The 22123-nt window shown below is 64.9% G+C and carries 21 protein-coding genes and 1 riboswitch; of the genes, 9 read left to right on the forward strand and 12 right to left on the reverse strand.

All coding sequences use genetic code 11. From position 1 onward, the window contains the following. The coding region (locus ACU18_RS13370; protein ID WP_269430541.1) for a sugar phosphate nucleotidyltransferase at window positions 1–343 on the reverse strand (343 nt) is incomplete at its 3' end. 28 nt (window positions 344–371) lie between these two features. Then, window positions 372–818, reverse strand: coding sequence for an Hpt domain-containing protein (locus ACU18_RS13375; RefSeq protein WP_082178328.1), 447 nt, complete (start codon window positions 816–818; stop codon window positions 372–374). A 202-nt stretch (window positions 819–1020) separates the two neighbouring features. Between ACU18_RS13375 and ACU18_RS13380 the strand changes: the two genes are divergently transcribed. Next, window positions 1021–2469, forward strand: coding sequence for a DUF4832 domain-containing protein (locus ACU18_RS13380; protein WP_231686080.1), 1449 nt, complete (start codon window positions 1021–1023; stop codon window positions 2467–2469). 22 nt (window positions 2470–2491) lie between these two features. Here the strand turns inward: ACU18_RS13380 and galE are convergent, their stop codons facing one another. The 4 genes from galE to ACU18_RS13400 all read right to left on the reverse strand — a co-directional run bounded on the left by galE (window position 2492) and on the right by ACU18_RS13400 (window position 7811). Then, complete coding sequence (gene galE, locus ACU18_RS13385; protein ID WP_050686410.1) at window positions 2492–3520, reverse strand: UDP-glucose 4-epimerase GalE; 1029 nt, start codon at window positions 3518–3520, stop codon at window positions 2492–2494. After that, window positions 3516–4598 (reverse strand): putative glycoside hydrolase, encoded by a 1083-nt coding sequence (locus ACU18_RS13390; RefSeq protein ID WP_050686277.1) that lies wholly within the window; start codon window positions 4596–4598, stop codon window positions 3516–3518. Before ACU18_RS13390 ends, galE begins: the two co-directional genes overlap by 5 nt. After that, a complete protein-coding gene (gene pelF, locus ACU18_RS13395) occupies window positions 4595–6286 on the reverse strand; it encodes a GT4 family glycosyltransferase PelF (protein WP_082178329.1) in 1692 nt (563 codons plus the stop codon). Before pelF ends, ACU18_RS13390 begins: the two co-directional genes overlap by 4 nt. A 76-nt stretch (window positions 6287–6362) precedes the next feature. Next, complete coding sequence (locus tag ACU18_RS13400) at window positions 6363–7811, reverse strand: hypothetical protein (RefSeq protein WP_231686081.1); 1449 nt, start codon at window positions 7809–7811, stop codon at window positions 6363–6365. A gap of 879 nt (window positions 7812–8690) precedes the next feature. On the opposite strand from ACU18_RS13400, the gene ACU18_RS13405 reads away from it, so the two are divergent. Beyond that, window positions 8691–9500 (forward strand): response regulator transcription factor, encoded by an 810-nt coding sequence (locus ACU18_RS13405; RefSeq protein WP_050686278.1) that lies wholly within the window; start codon window positions 8691–8693, stop codon window positions 9498–9500. A gap of 19 nt (window positions 9501–9519) precedes the next feature. Here ACU18_RS13405 and ACU18_RS13410 read toward each other — a convergent pair whose 3' ends face one another. Then, entirely contained in the window at window positions 9520–10062 is a 543-nt protein-coding gene (locus ACU18_RS13410; RefSeq protein WP_050686279.1) for a heme-degrading domain-containing protein, read from the reverse strand. A gap of 72 nt (window positions 10063–10134) precedes the next feature. Next, window positions 10135–10276, forward strand: a riboswitch (TPP riboswitch). Between the two features lie 68 nt (window positions 10277–10344). Between ACU18_RS13410 and ACU18_RS13415 the strand changes: the two genes are divergently transcribed. The 5 genes from ACU18_RS13415 (at window position 10345) to ACU18_RS13435 (ending at window position 16332) form a co-directional block, all read left to right on the forward strand. After that, on the forward strand, window positions 10345–10968 hold the full coding sequence (locus ACU18_RS13415) for an ECF transporter S component (RefSeq protein WP_050686280.1): 624 nt from the start codon (window positions 10345–10347) through the stop codon (window positions 10966–10968). Continuing rightward, a complete protein-coding gene (locus ACU18_RS13420) occupies window positions 10968–12515 on the forward strand; it encodes an ABC transporter ATP-binding protein (protein WP_050686281.1) in 1548 nt (515 codons plus the stop codon). The genes ACU18_RS13415 and ACU18_RS13420 overlap by 1 nt, the downstream gene beginning before the upstream one ends. Further along, window positions 12512–13312 (forward strand): energy-coupling factor transporter transmembrane component T family protein, encoded by an 801-nt coding sequence (locus ACU18_RS13425; RefSeq protein ID WP_050686282.1) that lies wholly within the window; start codon window positions 12512–12514, stop codon window positions 13310–13312. Before ACU18_RS13420 ends, ACU18_RS13425 begins: the two co-directional genes overlap by 4 nt. 88 nt (window positions 13313–13400) lie before the next feature. Further along, window positions 13401–14702: an ABC transporter substrate-binding protein gene (locus ACU18_RS13430; protein ID WP_050686285.1), complete on the forward strand. Its 1302-nt coding sequence runs from the start codon at window positions 13401–13403 to the stop codon at window positions 14700–14702. A gap of 106 nt (window positions 14703–14808) precedes the next feature. After that, window positions 14809–16332 (forward strand): UDP-N-acetylglucosamine 1-carboxyvinyltransferase, encoded by a 1524-nt coding sequence (locus tag ACU18_RS13435; protein WP_050686286.1) that lies wholly within the window; start codon window positions 14809–14811, stop codon window positions 16330–16332. Window positions 16333–16428: 96 nt separating this feature from the next. Here the strand turns inward: ACU18_RS13435 and ACU18_RS13440 are convergent, their stop codons facing one another. Then, on the reverse strand, window positions 16429–17250 hold the full coding sequence (locus ACU18_RS13440; protein WP_050686288.1) for an endonuclease domain-containing protein: 822 nt from the start codon (window positions 17248–17250) through the stop codon (window positions 16429–16431). Window positions 17251–17460: 210 nt separating this feature from the next. Between ACU18_RS13440 and ACU18_RS13445 the strand changes: the two genes are divergently transcribed. Then, window positions 17461–18633, forward strand: coding sequence for a glutamate--cysteine ligase 2 (locus ACU18_RS13445; RefSeq protein WP_050686290.1), 1173 nt, complete (start codon window positions 17461–17463; stop codon window positions 18631–18633). Window positions 18634–18641: 8 nt separating this feature from the next. On the opposite strand, the gene ACU18_RS13450 is transcribed toward ACU18_RS13445, so the two are convergent. Next, entirely contained in the window at window positions 18642–19265 is a 624-nt protein-coding gene (locus ACU18_RS13450) for a LysE/ArgO family amino acid transporter (protein ID WP_050686291.1), read from the reverse strand. A 69-nt stretch (window positions 19266–19334) separates the two neighbouring features. Here ACU18_RS13450 and ACU18_RS13455 point away from each other — a divergent pair, with 69 nt between their 5' ends. Then, entirely contained in the window at window positions 19335–20261 is a 927-nt protein-coding gene (locus ACU18_RS13455; protein ID WP_050686292.1) for a LysR family transcriptional regulator ArgP, read from the forward strand. Here ACU18_RS13455 and ACU18_RS13460 read toward each other — a convergent pair. The 3 genes from ACU18_RS13460 to ACU18_RS13470 are packed head-to-tail and all read right to left on the reverse strand — an operon-like array spanning window position 20248 to window position 22121. Then, complete coding sequence (locus ACU18_RS13460; protein WP_050686293.1) at window positions 20248–21456, reverse strand: O-succinylhomoserine sulfhydrylase; 1209 nt, start codon at window positions 21454–21456, stop codon at window positions 20248–20250. The two genes, ACU18_RS13455 and ACU18_RS13460, sit on opposite strands and share 14 nt — an antisense overlap. Then, window positions 21457–21867 carry a rhodanese-like domain-containing protein gene (locus ACU18_RS13465; RefSeq protein ID WP_050686294.1) on the reverse strand — a complete coding sequence of 137 codons (411 nt, stop codon included), beginning with the start codon at window positions 21865–21867 and terminating at the stop codon, window positions 21457–21459. Then, a complete protein-coding gene (locus tag ACU18_RS13470; RefSeq protein ID WP_050686296.1) occupies window positions 21864–22121 on the reverse strand; it encodes a DUF1737 domain-containing protein in 258 nt (85 codons plus the stop codon). The genes ACU18_RS13465 and ACU18_RS13470 overlap by 4 nt, the downstream gene beginning before the upstream one ends. Between the last annotated feature and the right edge of the window lie 2 nt (window positions 22122–22123).

A 22123-nucleotide genomic window follows, 5' to 3' on the forward strand; every position in this document is an offset into this window, starting at 1 on the left:
GGCCCAGGCCCTTGGCCTCACCCTGGCGCACGTAGTGGATGGGGCCCAGGTTGGAGGCGTGCTCCACGGCGGCAAGCTTGTCCGTGTCGCCCTTCCGCTCCAGTGCACCTTCCAGGCCGGGTTCCCGGTCAAAGTGGTCCTCCAGGGCGCGCTTGTTCCGGCCCGTAATCATCAGCAGGTCAGTCAGGCCCGAATTCACGGCCTCCTCCACCACGTACTGGATGGCTGGCCGGTCAACAACCGGCAGCATTTCCTTCGGCATTGCCTTGGTGGCGGGCAGGAAACGGGTCCCCAATCCGGCAGCAGGAATAACGGCCTTGGTGATGGTTTGTGATGCAGTCATGTGTGTTTTCTCTTCTGTTGTGGACGTGTCAGCAGTGGGCGCGGAGGCTGTTGCAGGTCAGGTCGCCGCATTGTGTGATGTCGTTGATGAACCCGGCAGCGTACCGCGGCAGGAGCATTGCAGCATTCGAGGCAGTGGTTTCGTCGCGGATACCGGACTCAAGTGCTGCGGCCAGGCCGGCCAGCCGGCGGGCGCCGATCATCTGGCTTGATGATTTCAGGCTCAACACCGCGTCGAGCGCACATTCGAAGCTTCCCGCCACCAGGGCCAAGCGAAGTCTTTCGATGCGGTGAGGCATTAAATCGATGAAGGAATCAAAGAAGGCCTTCGTGTAGGCAAGTTCCTCAAGTTCCTCCGTGAACTGGTCAAGAACGGACCGGTCCAGTAACGGCGGAATATCACTGGAATCAGGGGGCCGGCGTTCGTTAATCGATTCGTCCGGCCGTTCATCATGCCGGGTGGAGCTGTGAATCATATGTCCTTCTCTTGGTCAGTTGCGGCTCCCGCAATTTCTGTTGGCTGTACTTGGGTGAAGATCCCCGGAATTGCCCTAGGATCAGTCCGAAGTGTGTGTGAAACGCCGCTTGGGTGGTGGCGTCCGCAGGTCCTGGTCTCATAGGTGCAACGCGCCGCTCGGTCTCGTCGGTGCTGTGCGCCGTCTGTCAGGGGAAGTGCAATTGAATACTCAGAAAAACCAGCGTTGGCTGAAGCTGCCTCGACGGCGGCTCTCTGTTGGCGCCGTCGTCTCTGGTTTGGTCGCGTTTATGCTGTTGGTGGTGCCATCAGCCTCAACGGTGCCTGCTGCTGAGGCAGCGGCCACGTCCGGCGATTGGGTTCCCCTGGCCGCGGGGCCGGCACCGGCGAGCAGTCCCTTGGCTGGTTTTGTCCCGTTCGCCGGTGCTTACAGTTCGATGCCTCACTCCATGGAATGGTTCTACCTTCCCGTTAATGCGGTTGTTACCGGACCCGGAACGTTTAATTGGGCAAGCCTGGAAACCCAGTTGAACGCCATTGCGGGACGCGGCCACCAGGCGGTTTTTCGTTTTTATCTTGACTACCCGGGTAAGGCCACCGGCATCCCCGCATATCTGCTGCAGTCCGGGCTGTCCACCCACCGCTATGCAGACCATCAAAACCGTGGCGTGAGCGTCTCCCCGGACTATGAGGATCCGCGCCTCGTGTCAGCACTTGAGGGATTCGTTGCAGCCTTTGGGGCCCGTTATGACGGTGATCCACGAATCGGGTTCATCCAGATGGGCCTTCTGGGCTTCTGGGGTGAATGGCACACCTTCCCCCATGACGGTTGGGGCTCTCCGGAGAACTGGTTTGCATCAACGGCCACCCAGGGTCGCGTGCTCGCGAGCTACACCAAAGCGTTCAGGAAAACGAAGCTTCAGGTCAGGTACCCCGACGCAGCCAACAAAAGCCTGAATGTCGGCTATCACGATGATTCTTTTGCCGTGCAGACCTTGCCGGGAATTGGTTGGCACTTTGTGGACAAACTGCGTCAATCCGGGACGACGGGCAAGTGGCTCACGCAACCCGTGGGCGGGGAACTGCGGGTGGAGATCCAGGACTGCATCTTTGAAACGCCGATGCGCTGCCCCGTCATCGAGTCCGGCGCGGACAATGACTTTTCCGGAAGTGTCGCAGCCACCCATGCCTCGTGGCTGCTTAACCACCGTGCCTTCAGTCCGGGATACACCGGTCAGACCCTGGCGAACGCAAAAGCTGCCTCCCAGTCGCTGGGCTACCGGTTCCAAGCGACAGCTTTCGCACTGACCCGGGGAGCCGTCAGCGGGCAGAGCGATCTCACTGTAAAGGTTAACAATGCCGGGGTTGCACCTTTCTATTACGACTGGCCGATCCAGGTTGCGGCGGCCGATTCGGGTGGAAAAATAGTTCGGACATGGACCACCTCGTGGAAGCTCTCCGGGGTGAAGCCGGGAACTCCGGTGCAGTGGAAAACAACTGTCGGCGGTGTGCCGCCGGGGTATTACACGCTGCTGATGAGGCCGGTCAACCCGCTTGCGACGGGCGTCCCGCTACGGTTCGCCAACGCATCCCAGGACAAAACCCTGGCTGGTTGGCTCACGCTGGGGCGCAAGTACCTCCCGGCGCCGTGAGCAGGCCGGGGGCTCGTCCTGCTCACGGTGCCGGGTTTGTTGCCCTGTATCCGTCCGGGTTTCCCTGCTGCCACCGCCAGGCATCGGCACACATGCGGTCAAGGGTCAGCGACGCCGTCCACCCCAGCTCGAGGTCGGCCTTCGACGGATCGGCAAGACTCACTGGCGCGTCTCCCGGTCTGCGGTCCACCAGGGCGTAGGGAATGGTGGTACCGGATGCGGCTTCAAACGCTTTGATTACTTCCAGGACGGAGTAGCCTTCACCGGTGCCGAGGTTCCAGGTATGCAGTCCCTCGTGCCTTGCGAGGTAGTCCAGAGCTGCTGCGTGGCCTGATGCCAGGTCCATAACGTGGATGTAATCCCTGATGCCGGTCCCATCGGGGGTGGGGTAGTCGCTGCCGAAGACACTCACTTTGTCCCTGCGGCCCACTGCCACCTGCGTCACGTACGGAAACAGGTTGTTCGGCGGCCCCTGTGGGTCCTCACCGATCAGCCCGGAGGGGTGGGCGCCCACTGGATTGAAGTAGCGCAGGAGCGCAATCCGCCACCGGGGATCGGCGGCCTGGAGATCCGTGAGGATGTCTTCGATATGCTGCTTGGTCCTGCCATACGGGTTGGTCGCGCGCAGCGGAAAGTCCTCCCTGAGCGGCATATCCGGGTTGGCACCGTAGACAGTGGCCGAGGAGCTGAAGACAAGGCGGCGGACGCCGTGGGCGTCCATGGCCTCCAGGAGGTTCAGTGTCCCGCTGACGTTGTTACCGTAGTAGCGCAGTGGTTGGCTGACGGATTCCCCGACGGCCTTGAAACCTGCGAAGTGGATGACGGCACCAATATCGGCGCAGGAGAAAATCTCCCGCAGGCAGGACTTGTCCGCAATGTCCCCCTCAACGAAAGAGATGTCCCGGCCCGTGATTTTCTGTACCCGAAGCAGGGATTCAGAGAGGGAGTTGCTGAGGTTGTCGATGACAGTGATGTTGTGCCCGGCCTCGAGCAGATGAAGGATGGTGTGCGAACCGATGTATCCGCAACCGCCGGTGATGAGGATGTTAATGGCTCTGCCTCCGCTGGTAGATGACCCCGCGTTGCGCGGGCAGAACCAGCGACGTCGGGGCAGGGTTCCCTGCGGCGTCCGCCAGTCCCGGGGGAACGCTGATCCGGCGTTTCCGGCGGCCATCCTTGTTGAAGTTCACTGCAGCCCACCCGCCGTTGAATTCGCGCGACCAGACGTGGTGGCGGCCTTTCGGCTTTTCCCTGGGTGTTCCCAGGGACCAGTCCAGCTCGGGGATGTGTTGGGTCCGGCTGTAGTCATCGTGTGCTGTCGCAGTGAAGGAGCCCCGGCCGTGGCCGAAAATCCAGAATGCTGCCAGCCCGTACGTGAAATTCGGGTGGTTGTCATCCCCGTTTGTCGGGACGCGCAGAATTGACAGGCCCGGGCCATCAGCCTGCGGGAGCTGTGCTTCTGCCGTAGCCGGGTCAAAGAGGTCCCGGGGGCCGTAGCCAAGCCAGACTTCTTCGAACCCGCCGCCGTATGCGGCGTGGGAAGCCCACCTGCCCGGCACCCGGCGCGACTCGGCGATGTTGGGCACCAGGATTTTCCCGATGCTGTTCAGGGATTGGCCCGCTGCGTGGACAAGGTGATCGAGCCCGTCCCGAAGATCCGCCATCGAGGAAGCCGATCTAATGGGCAGGTTCAGCTGGTAGTAGTCGTCAAAAACATCGTTGTCAGCCATCACGCCGTCGAACGGCGACTCCAGGAGTTCTGCGGTGACATTTTGAACCCAGCGCGCACGGTACCCGGCGTCGCGAACGTTCATCTGCCAATGCCCGCCGTACCCGTTCCACTCGATGCGGGTGCCGTCCAGCCGGGTAGCGAACCACGCCCCGCCCTCCTCCTCGGCTTCGCGGTACGCAACGCCCGAACTGTAGACCGGCCCGGGTTCGTAGTCACGGGTTGATGAGAAGCACTTGTAACAAAGGACCGTCATGTCCGGCCGGAGCCGCTTGAGTTCTGCCGCCGCGTCCGTCTCCCAGGGTTGGAGGATGGCTGCGCGGTAGTGCTTTGCAGCGAAGGCCACCTGGTCCGCAGGGATGGGATCGCCGTAACGGATCCACGCGCCCACGCCGCTCACAGGTCCACCGGAGCCAGCTCTTCGCCCCGGACCGGGGCCGCTTCCCCGATGACCGGGAGGTCGCCGAGGGCGCGGTAAATCTGGTTGTAGGAGGACATAACCTCGTGCATCTGGAACAGCTCCTGGACGCGGGTGCGGGCATTTGCCGCGTATGAGGCGTAGTTGGCCAGGTTGCCGATGACGGCCTGGATGCCGTCGGCCATCTGTTGCACGTTGCCGGGCGTGACCGTTTCGCCGCAGGGACCGATGACCCGTCCGTCCGCGGTGGTGAGGTTGTCGGAGATCTGCTGTGCGACGCCGCCCACATCGGAGCCGACGGTAGGAATTCCCGCCGCCATGGCCTCAAGAATGACAATAGGCTGTCCCTCGTTGTAGCTGGGGAGGACCAGGAGGTCGAACTGGTCCAGCATGTCCCGAACATGGACAGTGCCGTGGATGGTGACGTGGTCGTTGAGTCCCAGGGCATCGATCTTCGCGAGGCAGGCCTCGTAGTACTCCGGCACGTGTTCGGTTGGCCCCAGAACGTCCAGGTGCAGGTTCGGATACCCGCGGTCGCGCAGGATCTCCATGCTGGACAGCAGATCCAGCAGTCCCTTGATGGGCACAACGCGGGCGATATAGACAAGGTGCCAAACGTAGTCGGGGCCTTCCGCTTCCATCTTTGCCAGTGCGTCCTGACGCGCCCGGAACTTCTCGTCGAACTCGGCAATGACCATGCCGTTGGGCACAACCACCGACTTGTCCATGTCGGCGCCGAGCCGGGCAGCTTCGGTGATGGCACTCGGGTAAAGGTACGTGATGAGTCGTGCGCTGGGGTAGCAGAAACGGCCCATCTCGGTCCACCACGCCATCCACGCGCGCTGCTCTGCGGTCACGTCGAAAGTCCGGTAATCCTCCGCCGTGATGGACAAGGCCATGTTCCGGTCCAGCAGGGTGTTGACCGTGTCGCGGACGTAGAGGTTGTGCTCGGTCAGCAGGAATGACGTGTTGTGGTCCCTGGCCGCGGCCGCGCCGAGCAGCGAGGCGTAGCCGGTGGTATGGGCGTGGTAGACACTGGCCCGGGGCATCGTTTCGCCCAGCACCGCGTAGGCCAGGGAAAAGAAGTTGCGCAGGGTCCAGAAAGAGTTTGCCAGCGACAGGTTCAACTGGGGCATACGATCCTGCAGGGTCTGCATGAATTCCCTGGAACCGAGAAGGGCCCAGAGGGGGTACTGCCGGGTGCGTTCGTTCATCCCCTCGTCAATCAGCTCCCACAGGCCCTCGACGTCGCCGTGTTCCGAAAGTGCGTACAGGGCATCAAAGAACCTGTGCGAGAGCGCTTCGCGTTCCGGTGCCGTCATTCCCAGATCCCTCGATGCGACGCCCTGGAAGTCCTGCCGGTGCTCATCCATGCTGAGGAACACGGTGCGTACCCACCGGACGTTCGACGGCATGCCGTAGAGGTCCGTCAGCGGCGCGTCCGAGTCCCACGTGATGTGGATGATGCCGTAGCTGAGATCGGGGTTGTGGGTCACGATGTCGTGAACCACGGCGGAGACCCCGCCTTTGAGGAAGGGATAGGTGGACTCCATCACGATGGCAACATCCACGTCCTCATAAACGGGCTTGGCGGCTGTTGCCGGCTCGATGGCCGCCGCCGGAGACAAGGTCCGTGGCTTCTTCTTGCCGCTTCTCGCGATCGAGTACATGGTGTTCCCCTTAGCATTTTGGAAGTCAGTCGTGGCGTTGCTGGGTAAAACGGGTCCTTGCCGGGTGATGGGCTGGTTACCAGGTAGTGGCGTGGCGCCAGAAAAGCGTGTATTCCGGTTGGCTCCAGTGACGCTTGTAGAGCGTCCAGGCGATGCCGATGAGGACAAAGTCCACAGCGCCCAACAGCAGGTAGCCGCCGGCCGCACCGGTGAGTGGGCCCAGCAGTCCGCCGGCGGCGAAGGCAAGGACGCAGACCGCCAGGTGGACGGCTCCAATGATCTGGGGGGTGGTCTTCTCGCCGATGAAGTCCAGTTCGTAGCTGAGCAGTGTCAGGACCATAAAGGCCCAGGAAGCCAGGGTGGCGGCCACCGCCAGCAGGGACTGCTGCGGATCAACCCCGGACATCACCAGGGACACTGAAAGTGCCAGCAGCGCTGCGATGGCGCCCGTGAGCAACACGGAGCGGTCAACGACACGGCTCAACCGGCGCGAGCTCCCCTTCAAAGCGCTGATGGGAGCCGCTTCAATGTCCCGGTGCAGGCCGTTGAGGGCACTGTCCACGCCAGGCGCAAGGTGGACAAAGTAGTAGTTGTAGGCAACGACAGCGGGCAGCATCGCTGCGAACACGGCGACGACGTTGAAGTCGCCTTTGGTGACCAGGAAGAGTGCAAACTTGTCAGCCCAAAGCACGGCTCCCATGAGGAGTCCGCGGACAAGGTCGAGGCCGAACACCCGCGTGCCGAGCCGCTGGGTAAATCCCAGCTGCCGCAGGCCGGAGCGCATGGCCAGGAGCTGCGTTGCCGTGCCCACCAGGGGCGGAAGCCACCACACTGTGGGGGCGATAAAAAGCGCGGCGGCGTAACCGGACCACGCCGCTGCCCACAGGCCCCGGCGGTTTGCCACGTTGGCCAGTACCAGGGACTGCACAAAGAGAAGGTGCAGGACGCAGAGCACCACATAGTCGAGCATCACGGTGGCGGACCACCCTGAGGCCAACCACATGGGAACGGCGAATACGGCAACCAGCGGCAGTGACTGGACGAACATCATGGGCCAGTAACGGCAGAATTTCCGGGTGATGGCTTCGAGGTTCCGCTCGGCCATCAGATCGCCGAGGACCCGGTAGATGGGAAGGCATGCCGCCTGGGCCATCCAGGGCACGGTGATGGAGGATGCCAGCACCACGAGCGTCAGGGGCACCCCATCCACGTCAACGGCAGCCATTGTGGGGCTGACCAACGGGTAGACAACGTTGAGCAAAAGAACGGGTGAAAGGTACAGCAGGAGCGCAGAGCCCAACCTTTCAGTCGAGGCAACTGCCCCGCTGTTGGGACCGGCAATGCCTGGCTTGATGATCAGGGCGAGAGCCAGCAGGAACGGGACCGCTGCTGCGGCAAGAACGGGAAAACCGGCGGAGCCGGGAAAAAGCTGCACGGTTGCGGGCACAAGTGCGGACAGCGCCAGTCCCACCACAACGATCAACGACATCTGGCGGGTGTAGGAATCGTGAAATAAGGACTTCAAGATGATCTGGTTCTTTCCTCTGGATCAAGCCCCTGCCCTCGAGCTGCGGGCATGGAAAAGCCCACCGGTCTCTCTCGTCAGCGATTGAGGCGCGGCAGGCGCGATGGGCACTCATGTTGGTGTTGGGTCGGTTGTGCAGGAGAAGGGGAGTCGACGGCGGACTGGGGGGCCGGCCCGGTCTCAGAGGCAGGCTTCCGCCGCCGACTCCGGCTGGTACCGGCCCCACTTGGAAGGCCGGAAATCTACAAATCTAATTCCACGCAAAACTTCACGGAAAAACCCGAGTAGGCAGTACTCTATTTTTTTCCAATGCACTACTTGGTTTCTTGGCAGCGCCGCTGGAATGACCCAACCCAGCGGCCTCCGCTGGTAAACCATTGCGTCCGGTTCGGGCAACAAGAAACATTCAATCAACCACTCCTCAGAAACTACTTTGAGAAAGATCAAGATCTGATCAATGCTCGAAAAGATTCTCAGGAATTCCTCAGTATTATCCAAGGCCAGTTGCTGAGGACCTGTTCGCCCACGTCAGTAGCTGATGGCCTGCTGTTTGCCGCGCCGTGACGCTGTTCACAAATGGCCGACGCGCATTATCGTCGACCCCATTCACAACCCTGGGTAATGTGATGCGGATCGCACGCCGTAAGCTTTTGTCCGTATCAAATGCCGGCACCCTGCCGGGCCTGGAAATTGACGGAGAATATCATCAAAGATACCCCTGGAGTCCGCATCAAAAAGGGACCTGATCCCAAGGCTGGTGTTTGCCTGAATTTCCCACTGAGCCATCCGCGGGGTTGGCGGTGCCGAATCCACAGGTAATGCATAAAGCCCGGGCCGGCTGTGCGTGCCGGGACAGTTACTACATGGAAGGAAGCAGTTGTGGAGCGCGGTGTAGCAGTAGTGATCGAAGACGACAACGACGTAAGGGCTGCGCTTGCTGCGATTTTCCGGCAGGCAGGGTTCGCCGTGCACCAGGCGTCATCGGGTGCTGAAGGACTGGACCAGGTACGGACGCACAACCCTGACATCGTGACCCTTGACATCGGCCTGCCGGACTTTGATGGGCTTGAAGCGTCCCGGCGCATCAGGACCTTCAGTGACGCTTACGTGGTGATCATCAGTGGGCGTGCAGACGAGGCGGATGCGTTGCTTGGCTTTGAGGCGGGCGCTGACGATTACATCGTCAAACCCTTCCGTGCCCGGGAACTTCGGGCCCGCATCAAGGCGATGCTCCGCAGGCCGCGGGCCTCCAGCCCGGGTGGGGCGGGCAGCAGCCAAGGGGGCGCCGCTGCGGGTTCCGGTGACGGGACTTTCACGCGGGAGGCGACGTATGACAGTTTCGACTACGTCCACAAGGGCCTGGCTTTGCACGAGGGAACCCGGCAGGCTGCCGTGGACGGCGTACCCGTCGCCCTGACGCGGAGCCAGTTCGACATCCTCCTGGTGCTGATGAAAAAGCGGCGGACCATCCAGGCGAAGGCCGACCTGGTGCGCTACCTTCGCCATGACAGCTACGACGGCTCCTTTGTGGGCGCCACGGAGGAACGCGCGGTGGAGGTCCACGTCAGCAACCTCCGTAAACGTCTCGGGGAAAACCCCAGGAAGCCGCGGTGGGTGGAGACGGTGCACGGTGTGGGCTACCGCCTCACGCCGCCGGTGCCGCGCCGGCAGGGCAGGCAACAGGACTGAATGCTGAACCCGCCGCTTTTCAGCTGCCCTGGGCCGGGCTGAGGACTTCGCGCAGGGCTTCGACCACCAGGTTGTGGTCCTGGACCTGCGGGAGGCCGGACACCGTGACGGTGGCGACGGCCCCAACGCCGGCCACGTACAAGGGGAATGACCCGCCGTGGGCTGCGTAGCGGGACTGGTCGAACCAGGCGTTGTCCTCGATCCGGCCGCCGTTCCGCCGGCCCCGAAGGCCCACCAGCAGGGACGGCACCTCGTAGCGGGCCGCTGTGGCCTTCTTCGCCCGGATCCATTGCTCGTTGTCCGGAGTGGCGCCGGGAAGCGCCACGTGGAAGAGCACCTGCTCACTCCTGGAAATATCAATGGCAATGGGCAGGCTCCGCTCCTTTCCCAGCTCCACCAACAGCAACCCGAGGTTCAGGGCGTCATCCAGCGAAAAGCCGGGAAACTGCAGTTCCCTGGTCTCGGCTTCGATCCTGGCAATGAAGGCCTCCAGCGAACCCTCAGGCTGGGCATCGGCGGAGTCCGGATCGAAGTCGGTCACAAGCGGTGAATTGGCGGTCATGGCCCACAATCTACCCCGCCCAGGTGTAAACTGGGCAGGCCCAACAGGGCAGCTTTAACCAACCACTGAAACATTCAACGACAGGGGAGCGCAGCCGTCGGGCGTCACTGGCATTTGCCAGGATCCGCAGGTGGGCGCTGAGAGTGCGGACAGCCGCAGACCCTCGAACCTGATCCGGTTAGTACCGGCGCAAGGGAGTCGAGTTCTCGAAGTGCGCGGAAAATGGCGGCAGCAACCGCCACCCGTGTCCACTTTCCCCTCCTGTTACCCAGGAGGACCACCATGAGCACTGCAGCAATCAAGAAGACCACCAGCAGGTCCTGGCGCGTCGTGGACATCGTCGTCGCGGCCCTGATCGCGATCGCCGGCGGCATCATTTTCTGGGCCTGGTCCCAGGGTGCCGCGGCCGTTTCCGCGCCGATGAACGCCGTCTATCCGCCCCTGACCGGCCTCCTGGCCGGCGGCTGGATGATCCCGGCCGTCCTGGGCATGCTGATCATCCGGAAACCAGGTGCCGCGCTTTTCTGCGAAACCATCGCCGCGACGGGTGAGCTGTTTATGGGCTCGCAGTACGGCGCGTCGGTGCTGTTTTCCGGGTTCGTCCAGGGCCTGGGCGCCGAGATCATTTTCGCCATCTTCGTCTACCGGAAGTTCAACCTTCCTGTCTCCCTGCTGGCCGGCGCGGGTGCCGGACTCTTCTGCGGCCTGAACGATTCGTTCGCGCCGTGGGGCTGGAACATTGCCTATTCGGGCGGCGACAAACTCGCCTACATCGTCTTCACCGCCATCTCCGGCGCAGTCATCGCCGGCGCCCTCTCCTGGATCGCCACCCGCGGCCTGGCCAGGACCGGCGTGCTGGCTTCCTTCGCCTCCCGGAAGGCCGCATCGGAGCCTGCCTTCTCCTGATGCCTGCACCTTCCCAGCACGGCAGCCCGGCGGTCCGGCCCGCAGCGGTCAGTGCCCACGGGTGGGGCTGGCGCCATGCCGGCCGTACCAGGCCCGCCGTCCACGCCCTTGACCTGGATATCCGGCCCGGCGAGCGGGTCCTCCTTTTGGGCCCCTCCGGAGCCGGTAAGTCCACGCTGCTCCACGCCCTCGCAGGGGTGCTGGGGGATGCGGACGACGACGGCGAAGCGGCGGAGTCGGACGAGTCCGGTTCGCTGCTGGTGGACGGCGCCCCGCCCAGGTCCCGGCGCGGGCGCGCCGGCCTGATGCAGCAGGACCCGGAAACGCAGGTGGTCCTTTCCCGGGTGGGCGACGACGTTGCTTTCGGCGCCGAAAACCTTGCGGTGCCCCGCGACGACATCTGGACCCGTGTGCACGAGGCGCTGGCCGACGTCGGGCTTTCCCACCTTTCGCTGGACCACCCGACGTCGGCCCTCTCCGGCGGGCAGAAGCAGCGCCTGGCGCTGGCGGGAATCCTTGCCATGCGGCCCGGCCTGATCCTGCTGGATGAGCCAACGGCGAACCTGGACCCGGCCGGGGTGCTGGAGGTCCGCGACGCCGTGGCCAGGTGCCTCGACAAAACGGGGGCCACCCTGGTGGTGGTGGAGCACCGCGTGGGCGTGTGGAAGGACCTGGTGGACCGGATTGTGGTGCTCCAACCGGGATCAGCGTCGGACCCGGCCGTGCTCCTGGACGGGCCACCGGATACCGTGCTGGAAGGCGCCAGGGAGATGCTGAAAACCGCCGGTGTCTGGGTCCCGGGGTATGCCCCCGCCACGCGCCACCGCACGGCGGGATCCCCGGCCGACGGCGACCTGCTCCTGGCCGCGGACAATCTGGCGGTGTCCCGTGAACGGCCCCGCCGCAGCAGGTTCCGCAAAATTCCGCCGGTTCCCGTCCAGGAAGGGATCGCCGCGCAGGTAATTTCCGGGCAGGCGCTGGCCATCACGGGTCCCAACGGTGCCGGAAAATCCACCTTCGCCCTGACGCTGGGCGGATTACTGGCTCCGGTGACCGGGACCGTCGAGGCCGCTGCCACTCTTGGCCAGGGCGCCGGACCGGATCCCTACCGCTGGAAGGCCGAGCAGTTAATCGAGCGGATCGGCACGGTGTTCCAGGAGCCTGAACATCAGTTCGTCACCGGCCGGGTGCTGGACGAACTGCAGTTCGGTCCCAGACACTTGGGCCATGGCGCGGAACGGGTGGATGAGCTGCTGGAAAGGCTTCGGCTGACCGGTTTGGTGGACGCGAATCCCTACACACTCTCAGGTGGCGAGAAGCGGCGGCTTTCCGTGGCCACCGTCCTGGCCGCGAGTCCCAGGGTCCTGATCCTGGACGAGCCCACGTTCGGGCAGGACGCCAACACCTGGGCCGAGCTGGCATCGTTCCTCAACGAACTCCTGGACACCGGCACCGCCGTGGTCTCGGTGACGCATGATGCCGAATTCACTGCCGCCCTGGGCGGGGCCGAGCTGCGACTGTCAGCTCCGGAGCGGGTGGCGCCATGAGGCAGGAGCTGAACCTTTCCGGCGGAACCGCCGTGCTGGCCCGCGCCAACCCGCTGAGCAAATTTGCCGCCGTTTTCCTGGTCACGCTGGTTTTGGCGTTGTCCATCGACTGGGTTTCCGCGTCCGTTGCGCTCGCCTGCGAACTGCTGCTGTTCCCTCTCGCGGGGCTCACGCTGACGCTGCTGTGGCAGCGTGGCTGGCCGTTGATCCTGGCGGCGGCCGTCGGCGGCTGGAGTACCTCCATCCTGGCAGCGGACAGCGGAAGGACGCTGATCGACGTCGGGATCTGGACCATGAGCGAGGGCTCGCTGGAAACCGGCGCCGGATTCCTGCTCCGCGGCCTGGCCATCGCCCTTCCCGCCGTGCTGCTGATGAGCTGTACCGATCCCACTGACCTGGCCGACGCGCTGGCCCAGAAGGCCCGGCTGCCGCACCGGTTTGTCCTGGGGACGCTCGCGGCAATGCGGCTCGTGGGGCTGATGGCGGAGGAATGGCAGACCATCGGGATGGCGCGCCGGGCCCGCGGCGTGGGTTCGCGCGGCAGTGTGGGCCAGCGGATCAAGGCCACGCTGGGCCAAAGCTTCGGCCTCCTGGTGCAGGCGATCCGGCGGGCCTCCAGGCTCGCCGTGACCATGGAAGCGAGGGGTTTCGGCGGCGGCGAACGGACCTGGGCCCGTGAGTCCACCTTTAGCGCGCTCGATGTGTGGGTGGTTGCCGGTGGTGCCCTGATCTCCGGCCTTGCCGTCACTGCTGCCGTGTCGGCCGGAACGTGGAACATGGTGTGGCTGGGGCAATAGGTCCTCATCCTGTTGGCAAAACCATTGATCTTCCCGAAACACACTGATAGTTTCGGGAAATCGGTTTCTCAACAAAGGTGGATACCCAATGGCGCGTAAAAACATCCGTGGAACCCGGAAGATTATTGCAGTGGCAACAGCCCTAAGCCTTTTGGGCTTCGCCGTTGCCTGCTCCACTGATTCGTCCGGCGAATCAGGCTCAGGGCAGCAGGAGATCCGGTTCGCCTGGTGGGGAAACGCCACCCGCGCGGACCTGACCAGCAAGGCCATCGCCGCCTTCGAGGCACAGAACCCCGATATCAAGGTCAAGCCCGAGTATGGCGACATTTCGGGCTACTTCGACAAGCTCGCCACGCAGGTCGCGGCCAATGACGCCCCGGATGTGATCACCATGGGCGGCGCCTACCCCGCCGAGTACGCCAACCGCGGGGCCCTGCTTGACTTGTCCTCGGTGGGCGACGCCCTGGACCTGTCCGGCATCGACCAGGGCGCCCTGCAGAACGGGCAGGTGGATGGCAAGCAGTACGGCATCTCCACCGGCGCCAACGCGCTGGCCATCGTGGCCAACCCGGCCGTCTTCGAGGCCGCCGGCGTTCCCATGCCTGACGACGGGACGTGGACCTGGGAGGATTTTGCCCGGATTGCCGCAGACGTGACCGCCAAAAGCCCCAAGGGCACCTACGGGACTGCCACTGTCCTGACCCACGACTCGCTGGACGCCTTCGCACGGCAGCGCGGCCAATCGCTGTACACCAAGGACGGCGCGCTGGGCCTCGAGGAAGGCACGGTCCGGGACTACTTCGACTATTCCCTGGAACTGAGCCAATCGGGGGCCGCGCCCGGTGCGTCCGAAACGGTGGAAAAGCTCAACGTCAGTACCGAGCAGACCCTGATGGGGACCGGCCAGGCCGCCATGATGCTGACCTGGTCAAACTCGCTGACGGCCCTGAGCAAGGCCTCCGGTGCCCCGCTGGAGCTGCTTAAGCTGCCCGGCGAAATCCCCACCCACGGCATCTGGCTGCAGTCCTCCCAGTTCTACACGGTCTCGGCGCGGAGCAAGCATACGGAGGCGGCGGCCAAGCTGATCGATTTCCTGGTCAACAATGAGGAAGCGGCGCGGGTGGTCCAAAGTGACCGTGGTGTGCCCAGCAATGCCGACATGCGTACCGCCATCGGTGACCTGTTGACCCCCCAGGGCAAGGCCGAGGCGGCCTACGTGGACGAGATCGGAAAGCAGGATTTTGCCCCCACCTTCATCGGACCCACCGGCTCCACGGCCGTGGCTGAAATTACGGCACGTATCAACACCGAGGTGCTTTTCGAGCGGCTGACACCCGAAAAGGCGGCAGGCCAGTGGCTGAGCGAGAGCAAGGCTGCCATCGGGAAATAGGTGCCAGCGATTGCCTGGTATCGCACGTAACGGGTATACGGCGCGCCGCTGGGCCCTTGGGTGGCCCAAGCGGCACGCCGTAACTCATTCATGATATATTCGCGGCATGAGCCAGGAGACTACCGAACACGTTGCCGCCATGTTGAGGAACGCCAGGAGCGAGAAGGGCTGGACCCAGGGACAGCTGGCTTCCGAGCTTGGCACCAGCCAAAGCGCAGTGGCCCGGATGGAGCAGGGCAAGCAGAACCTGAGCCTGAAGATGATCCAGCGCCTGGAAACCATCTTCGACCGCAGCATCGTTAACGTTGGTAAACCGCGGATGACGCACCTTCGTGTTGAAGGCGGCCGCACCCTGTCCGGCTCGGTGGACGTCAACAGCAGCAAAAACGCCGGCGTTGCCCTGCTGTGCGCCAGCCTCATCAACCGGGGGACCACCGTCCTCCGCCGGCTTGCCCGGATCGAGGAGGTCAACCGCATCGTTGAGGTGCTCAGCAGCATTGGTGTTGAGTGCACCTGGCTGAACGCCACTGACCTGCGCCTCCGCCGCCCCGCCGTGCTGGACCTGGCTGCAATGGACGTTGACGCCGCCCGCCGGACCCGCAGCGTCATTATGCTGTTGGGGCCGCTCCTGGACGAGACCGCCGAGTACCGGCTGCCCTATGCCGGCGGCTGCGACCTGGGCACACGGACCGTTGAACCGCACATGCAGGCTCTGCGTCAGTACGGTCTGTCGGTGGAGGCCACGGCAGGCTTCTACAGCGTCCAGGCGCCATCCGCCGATACCCGCGACCGCTCCTTTGTGCTGAGCGAGCGCGGGGACACGGTCACGGAGAACGCGATCATGGCCGCCGCCCACCGCGAAGGCACCACCGTGATCCGCAACGCCAGCCCCAACTACATGGTCCAGGACCTCTGCTTCTACCTGCAGATGCTCGGCGTCAGCATCGAGGGCGTCGGCACCACCACGCTTCGGATCGTAGGCCGGCCGCACATCGATGCCGACATCGAGTACTTCCCCTCCGAGGACCCCATCGAGGCGATGAGCCTTATTACCGCAGGCATCGTGACCAACTCCGAGGTGACGGTCCGCCGGGTTCCCATCGAGTTTATGGAGATCGAGCTTGCCACCCTGGGCCAGATGGGCCAGCAGCTGGAGATTTCCGGCGAATACGTGGCCCGCAACGGACGGACCAGGCTGGTGGACGTAACCACCAAGCCTTCCGCGCTGCGCGCCCCTGAGGACAAGATCCACCCGATGCCGTTCCCCGGCCTGAACATCGACAACCTGCCCTTTTTCGCCGTGATCGCCGCCAACGCCCACGGCCAGACCATGATCCACGACTGGGTCTACGAAAACCGGGCCATCTACCTCACGGAGCTGAACCGGCTGGGCGCCCAGGTGCAGCTCCTGGATCCGCACCGGATCTACGTCAACGGGCCCACCAAGTGGCGCGCAGCAGAGGTCGGCTGCCCGCCCGCCCTGCGCCCGGCCGCGTGCCTGCTGCTGGCCATGCTTGCCGCCCGGGGAGTGTCCGAGCTGCGGAACATCTACGTGATTGAGCGCGGCTACGAGGACCTCGCGGAGCGCTTGAACACCATCGGGGCCAAGGTGGAGTACTTCCAGGACTAGTTCCGGCGGATTCTGCACGATCATCCGCGCCCAGGCCCGGGTGGGCCCCGCCAGTCCGGGCTTCCGGCCCGGCCAGCGGCGGATGATGGTGCAGAATCAGGCAGGACGGCCCCGCCGCAGCACAGCCCGGATGTCCCGGAGCACCACATCGGGGGCGTTCCAGACCTGCTCGGGCGCGAAGCTGAGGGTTGCGTAACCCAGGGCCTGCGCGGCGTTCAGGCGGGCCATGTCCTTGCGCCAGGCGTCCCGCGAGCTGTGGAACTGGTAGCCGTTGACTTCCACGATGAGCCAGCCCCCAAGCATAAAGTCCACCCGCCCCACTCCGGGTACTTGGACCTGTCGGCGGAACTCAAGCCCCGCCGCGTCGAACAACAGCCTGGCACTGATCTCCGGCACGGATTCGGACAAGCCGTCCGCCTTTGCCAGGCGCCGCCGGGCCACACCGTAGTACCTGGCGCCCAGCTGGGCTTCCAGCGCAGCCCGGGACACACCCTGGAAGCGCATTGCGGACTGGGCGATCGCTATCGCATCGACTTCCGGCAGGCAGGTCAGGGCGTGGACCACAATGTCCTCGATGCCGGCGATGGGCAGTTGGTGATGCGGCTCGAAACGCAGCCCGCCGTGCCTGGGGCGATGCGTTCCGCGCCGGTGTTTGGCCGCCAGATGGAGCCGGACCGGCCTGTCCTTGATCCACAGCCCGTACCGGATGGCCCCGGAAGCGCAGGTCAACAATGAATCGCTGACGATTGCCTGCAGGAAAGCGGGATCGGCGTCCGGCAAGGCCCAGACACCCTTGCGCGGCTGGGCTGCTCCGGCTGTGGCGAGATTCCGCACCGCGCGCTCCGAGTAGCCTTGGCGGCGGAGCAGGCCAACCCGTGCCACGCCGCCGACGGATTTCAGGTAGTCCAGGGGGTCCATGGAACGAGCCAGCCATCTTTTGGGCCGGTTGGGCACCGCCGTCGTGCCCTATGTGGAGAACGGGCGGCGGGTTCTGCCCACTCAACCACGACAAACCCGGGCCCCGCCGCCCACTGGCCCGCACGCCGCGCCCGCCCACCGCATTGATTGGGCAGAATCCGCCGCAATCCGGAACCGGTTACCGGCAGGGAAGTGCCGCACAATGTAAGCATGCGAACATTCGGCGTTGAGGAAGAGCTCCTGATCGTTGACCCGGAGTCGGGCGAACCGCTGGCGCTCGCGGATGCGCTGCTCTCCGGCCGGCACCTGGCCGCCGATGATTCGCCGGCCGGCCAGGGCATGGGGCTCAGTGCCGAACTCAAGCTTGAGCAGATCGAGACCCAAACCCGTCCGTGCGGCGACCACGCCGGGCTGCTCCCGCAGATCAAGGCCGGGCGGCTGCTGGCAGACCAGGCCGCCCGCAGGAACAACGCCCGGGTGGCTGCGCTGGCCACGTCCCCCCTGGCCTCAACCACCCACACCACTCCTGACCCGCGGTACGCGTTGATGCAGGAGCGGTTCGGCCTCACCGCGCAGGAGCAGCTGACCTGCGGCTTCCATGTCCACAGCTTCGTGGCCTCGCCGGAGGAAGGCATCGCCGTCCTGGACCGGATCAGGGACAAACTGGCTGTCCTCACGGCGCTGAGTGCCAATTCGCCCTTCTGGAACGGCATGCCCACCGGGTTCGAAAGCTACCGCACGCAGGCCTGGAACCGCTGGCCGACTTCCGGCCCGGCCGGCATTTACGGGACGTACCCTGCCTACCGGCGGGTGGTGACCCGGCTGCTGGACAGCGGTGTGATGCTGGATGAAGGCATGCTGTATTTTGATGCCAGGCTGTCCCGGAACCACCCCACCGTTGAGGTGCGGGTGGCGGACGTCTGCCTCCGCGCCGAGGATGCTGCGCTGATTGCGGTGCTGGTGCGGGCCCTGGTGGAAACGGCCAGCAGGGAGTGGCGGGACGGCATTGACCCTGTCCCGGTGCCCACGGTGCTGCTCCGGATGGCGGCCTGGCAGGCCAGCAGCAGCGGGCTGCGCGGGGAACTCCTCGATTTTGGGACCTTCCGCCCTGCTCCCGCCGTCACGGTGGTGCGGTCCCTGGTGGACTACCTGGCACCGGTCCTGCAGGAACAGGGCGAACTGGCCCTGGCCCGGCAGGGTACGGAGGACATCATTGCGCGCGGCACCGGCGCGGCTGAGCAGCGCCGGGTGCAGGAAGCAGCGGCCGACGACGGCGGGCTGGGGGCCGTGGTCATCCATGCCGTGGGCGTCACGATGCACGGCACTTCAGGGCTGGCTGACGTGGCGGGGACGCCGGAACTGCTCCGCGTACGCCAGTCCTGAAGCACCTGTCAGAGACCCGCCGCCAGGCGCAGGCCGAGCGTGAGCATCACCAGGGCGATGAGGCCGTCGAGGAAGCGCCACGACGATGGCCGGGCAAAGAACGGACGCAGGACGCGGGCGCCGAAGCCCAAGGCGCTGAACCAGGCTCCGCTGGCGGCGATCGCCCCGGCGCCGAACCACCAGCGCAGGTCCTGCTCCTGCTGGTTGGCCACCGACCCGAGCAGCAGCACAGTGTCCAGGTAGACGTGCGGGTTGAGCCAGGTCAGGGCCAGCACTGTGGACAGGGCGGCACCGGCGCTGAGTGCCTTCCGGGAACCTGACGCCGTCAGCACCCCTGGCCGGATGGCGCGCCGGGCAGCCAGCACGCCGTAGGTGACCAGGAACGCGGCCCCGGCATAACGGGCCACGTCCACCACCATCGGGCTGGTTTGGATCAGGACACCGAGGCCCGCGATGCCCCCGGCAATCAGCAGCGCGTCGGAGACGCTGCAGACGATGACAACGGCGGCCACGTGCTCGCCCCGGATGCCTTGCCGGAGCACAAAGGCATTCTGGCTGCCGATGGCTACAATCAGCGCCAGCCCGGTGCCGAAACCAAGCGTCGCCGCGCCAAACCCAACAAGTATGTCCATAAAACCAAAGCTACGGTTGGGCCCGACATTACTCCAGCTAAAGATGTTTAGGACTACTAAGCTGAGCTAATGAAGATGTTCCAGCTCGACCAGTTGAAGACCTTTGCCGCAGTGCTGGATGAGGGGACGCTGGAGGCTGCCGCCTGCACCCTGCACGTCACGCCGTCTGCGGTGTCGCAGCGGCTCAAGGCGATGGAGGACGCAGCCGGCCAGATCCTGCTGCAGCGAACCAACCCGGCCCGCCCCACCACGGCGGGCGAGGCCGTGCTGCGCTACGCCCGCCAGCTCCGGCAACTGGAAGGGGACGCGCAACGCGAACTCGGTGGCGCCGCCGGTAGCCCCAGCACGCCCATCCCGCTGGTGGTGAATGCCGATTCGCTTGCCACCTGGTTCATGGCGGCGCTGGCAAGCCTCCCCCCGGAGCCGGGTGTCACCTTTGAGCTGCGCCGCGAGGACGAGCAGCATTCCACGCAATTCCTCCGGACGGGAGCGGTGATCGCCGCCGTCACAGCGAACCCGGAACCGGTTCAAGGCTGCAGCGTCGAGCCACTTGGGGCGCTGAGATACCGTGCCGTAGCCAGTCCCGGGTACGTCCGGCACTGGTTGCCCGGCGGGCCGGAGCTCGTTGCGGGCAGCACCGCCCCGGTGGTGGACTTCGACCGGAAGGACGACCTTCAAGGTGGGTTCTTCCGCAGGATGACCGGGACGGCCCTCGGTGCCCCGCGGCACTACGTCCCGTCATCGGCAGAGTTTGCCCAGGCCATCCGGCTGGGGATGGGCTGGGGGCTGCTGCCCGAAGCGGAATGCCTGCCCTGGCTTGGCAGCGGCGAGCTGGTGGAACTCGCGCCCGGGCACCCGGTGGACGTGGCCCTCTACTGGCAGCGCTGGAAAATTGACTCGCCGGTGCTGAACCAGCTCACGGCGGCCGTCCGGGCGACGGCTGCCCACGAGCTCCGGCAGCCCGCCCCGGGACCGGGTTCCGTCAGATCTGCTTGAGCGCTTGCTCCAGGTCGCCGATCAGGTCATCGGCGTCCTCGAGCCCCACGGACAGCCGCACCACACCGTCGCCCAGCCCGATCGCTGCGCGGCCTTCCGGCCCCATGGCCCGGTGCGTGGTGGTGGCAGGGTGGGTGATGAGGGACTTTGAGTCACCCAGGTTGTTTGAGATATCGATGATGCGCAGGCCGTCCAGCAGGGCAAAGGCGGCGTCCTTGGCCGACCGCCCGGGAGCCGAAGCCAGGTCCAGCGTAAGGACGGTGCCGCCTGCCTTCATCTGCTTCGCGGCAAGCCCGTACTGGGGGTGCGATTTAAGCAGCGGGTATTTCACCCAGCTGACCGCCGGCTGCTGCTCCAGCCACTCGGCCAACCGCAGGGCCGTGGCCGACGAGTGGTTGACCCGCAGTGCCATCGTCTCCAGTCCCTTGTTGAGGACCCAGGCGTTAAACGGGGAAAGCGAAGGCCCGGTGTGGCGCATGAGCTGCTTCACGGGACCGTCAATGAACTCCCTGGTGCCCAGGATCGCCCCGCCCAGGACGCGGCCCTGGCCGTCGATGTGCTTGGTGCCGGAGTAGACAATAACGTCGGCGCCGAACTGGCCGCACCGCTGGAGCAGGGGAGTGGCAAATACATTGTCGACGACGACTGTTGCGCCGGCGGCGTGGGCCAGGTCGCTGACGGCGGCGATGTCCACAATCTCCTGCATGGGGTTGGACGGCGACTCGAAAAACACGGCAGTGGTGGGCTGGGACAGGGCTTCGCGCCACTGGTCCAGGTCCGGCCCGTCAACAAACACCGTTTCCACGCCCCACCGCGGCAGGATCTCGTTCAGGATCACAAAGCAGGAACCGAACAGCGACCGGGCGGCAACCACGCGGTCGCCGGCAGCGAGGAGGGCGCCCAGGGCGGTAAAGACCGCTGACATTCCGGAGGCCGTGGCGAAGCACGCTTCGGTGCCCTCCAGCAGCCGCAGCCGCTCCTGAAAAGTGGCTACCGAGGGGTTGCCGTAGCGGGAGTAGACAAAACGCTGGTCCTCGCCGGTGAACGCCCGCTCGGCGGCGGCAGCGGATTCATAGACAAACCCTGAGTTCAGGAACAGCGCCTCGCTGGTCTCCTGGAAGTTGGTGCGGTCCAGGCCACCGCGGACCGCCTGCGTATCGGCGTTCCAACCGGCAGCGTCGTCATTAAAAGCCATTTAGTTGGTTCCCAGGTTGGTAGGCAGGCCGCGGTTCTTCCAGCCGTTGACGGTCCGTTCGCCATACCGGTCAGGCTCGCCCTCGAAGCCCTCCAGCACGTTGTATGAGGTGAAACCGGCCTGCGTCGCAGCGGTGGCAGCCGCGATGGAGCGCTGCCCGGAACGGCACAGGAACAGCAGTTCCGCGGCTGAATCCTCCGGAGCCTGCTGGCTGAGGTCGCTGATGAAGGCGGGGTTCGGGACGCCGCCGGGGAAGGTCCACTGAATAAACAAGGGATCGTTGTCCGTGGCCTTGGTGTCAGGAATGCCGATATGGGCCCATTCAGCTTCGGTCCGGACGTCCACCAGGATGGCGCCCTGCTCCAGCTTGGCCCATGCCTCCTGCGGGGTCAGGTCTCCGGCGTAGCTCATGCGTGCCCCTCGCCGTCGAATTCGAGGCTGTCCACTGCGGTTGCCACGGCGGCGTCCGCCGTGGCGATGGCGGCCGGCAGGACAACTGCCTGGGCCACAATCACACCTCCGCCGTTGTACGTGGCGGCGGGGCTTCCGTGCAGCACGTAGCCCTCCGCCAGTGCGGCCGAGATCCGCTCGCAGAACTCGCGGTTGTCCGGGCCGCTGATGAGGCGGTAGGACAGTCTCTCTTCAGGGGCAGGTGCGTCGGACACGA

The sequence above is a fragment of the Arthrobacter sp. ZBG10 genome (assembly GCF_001238605.1).
Lineage (GTDB): Bacteria > Actinomycetota > Actinomycetes > Actinomycetales > Micrococcaceae > Arthrobacter.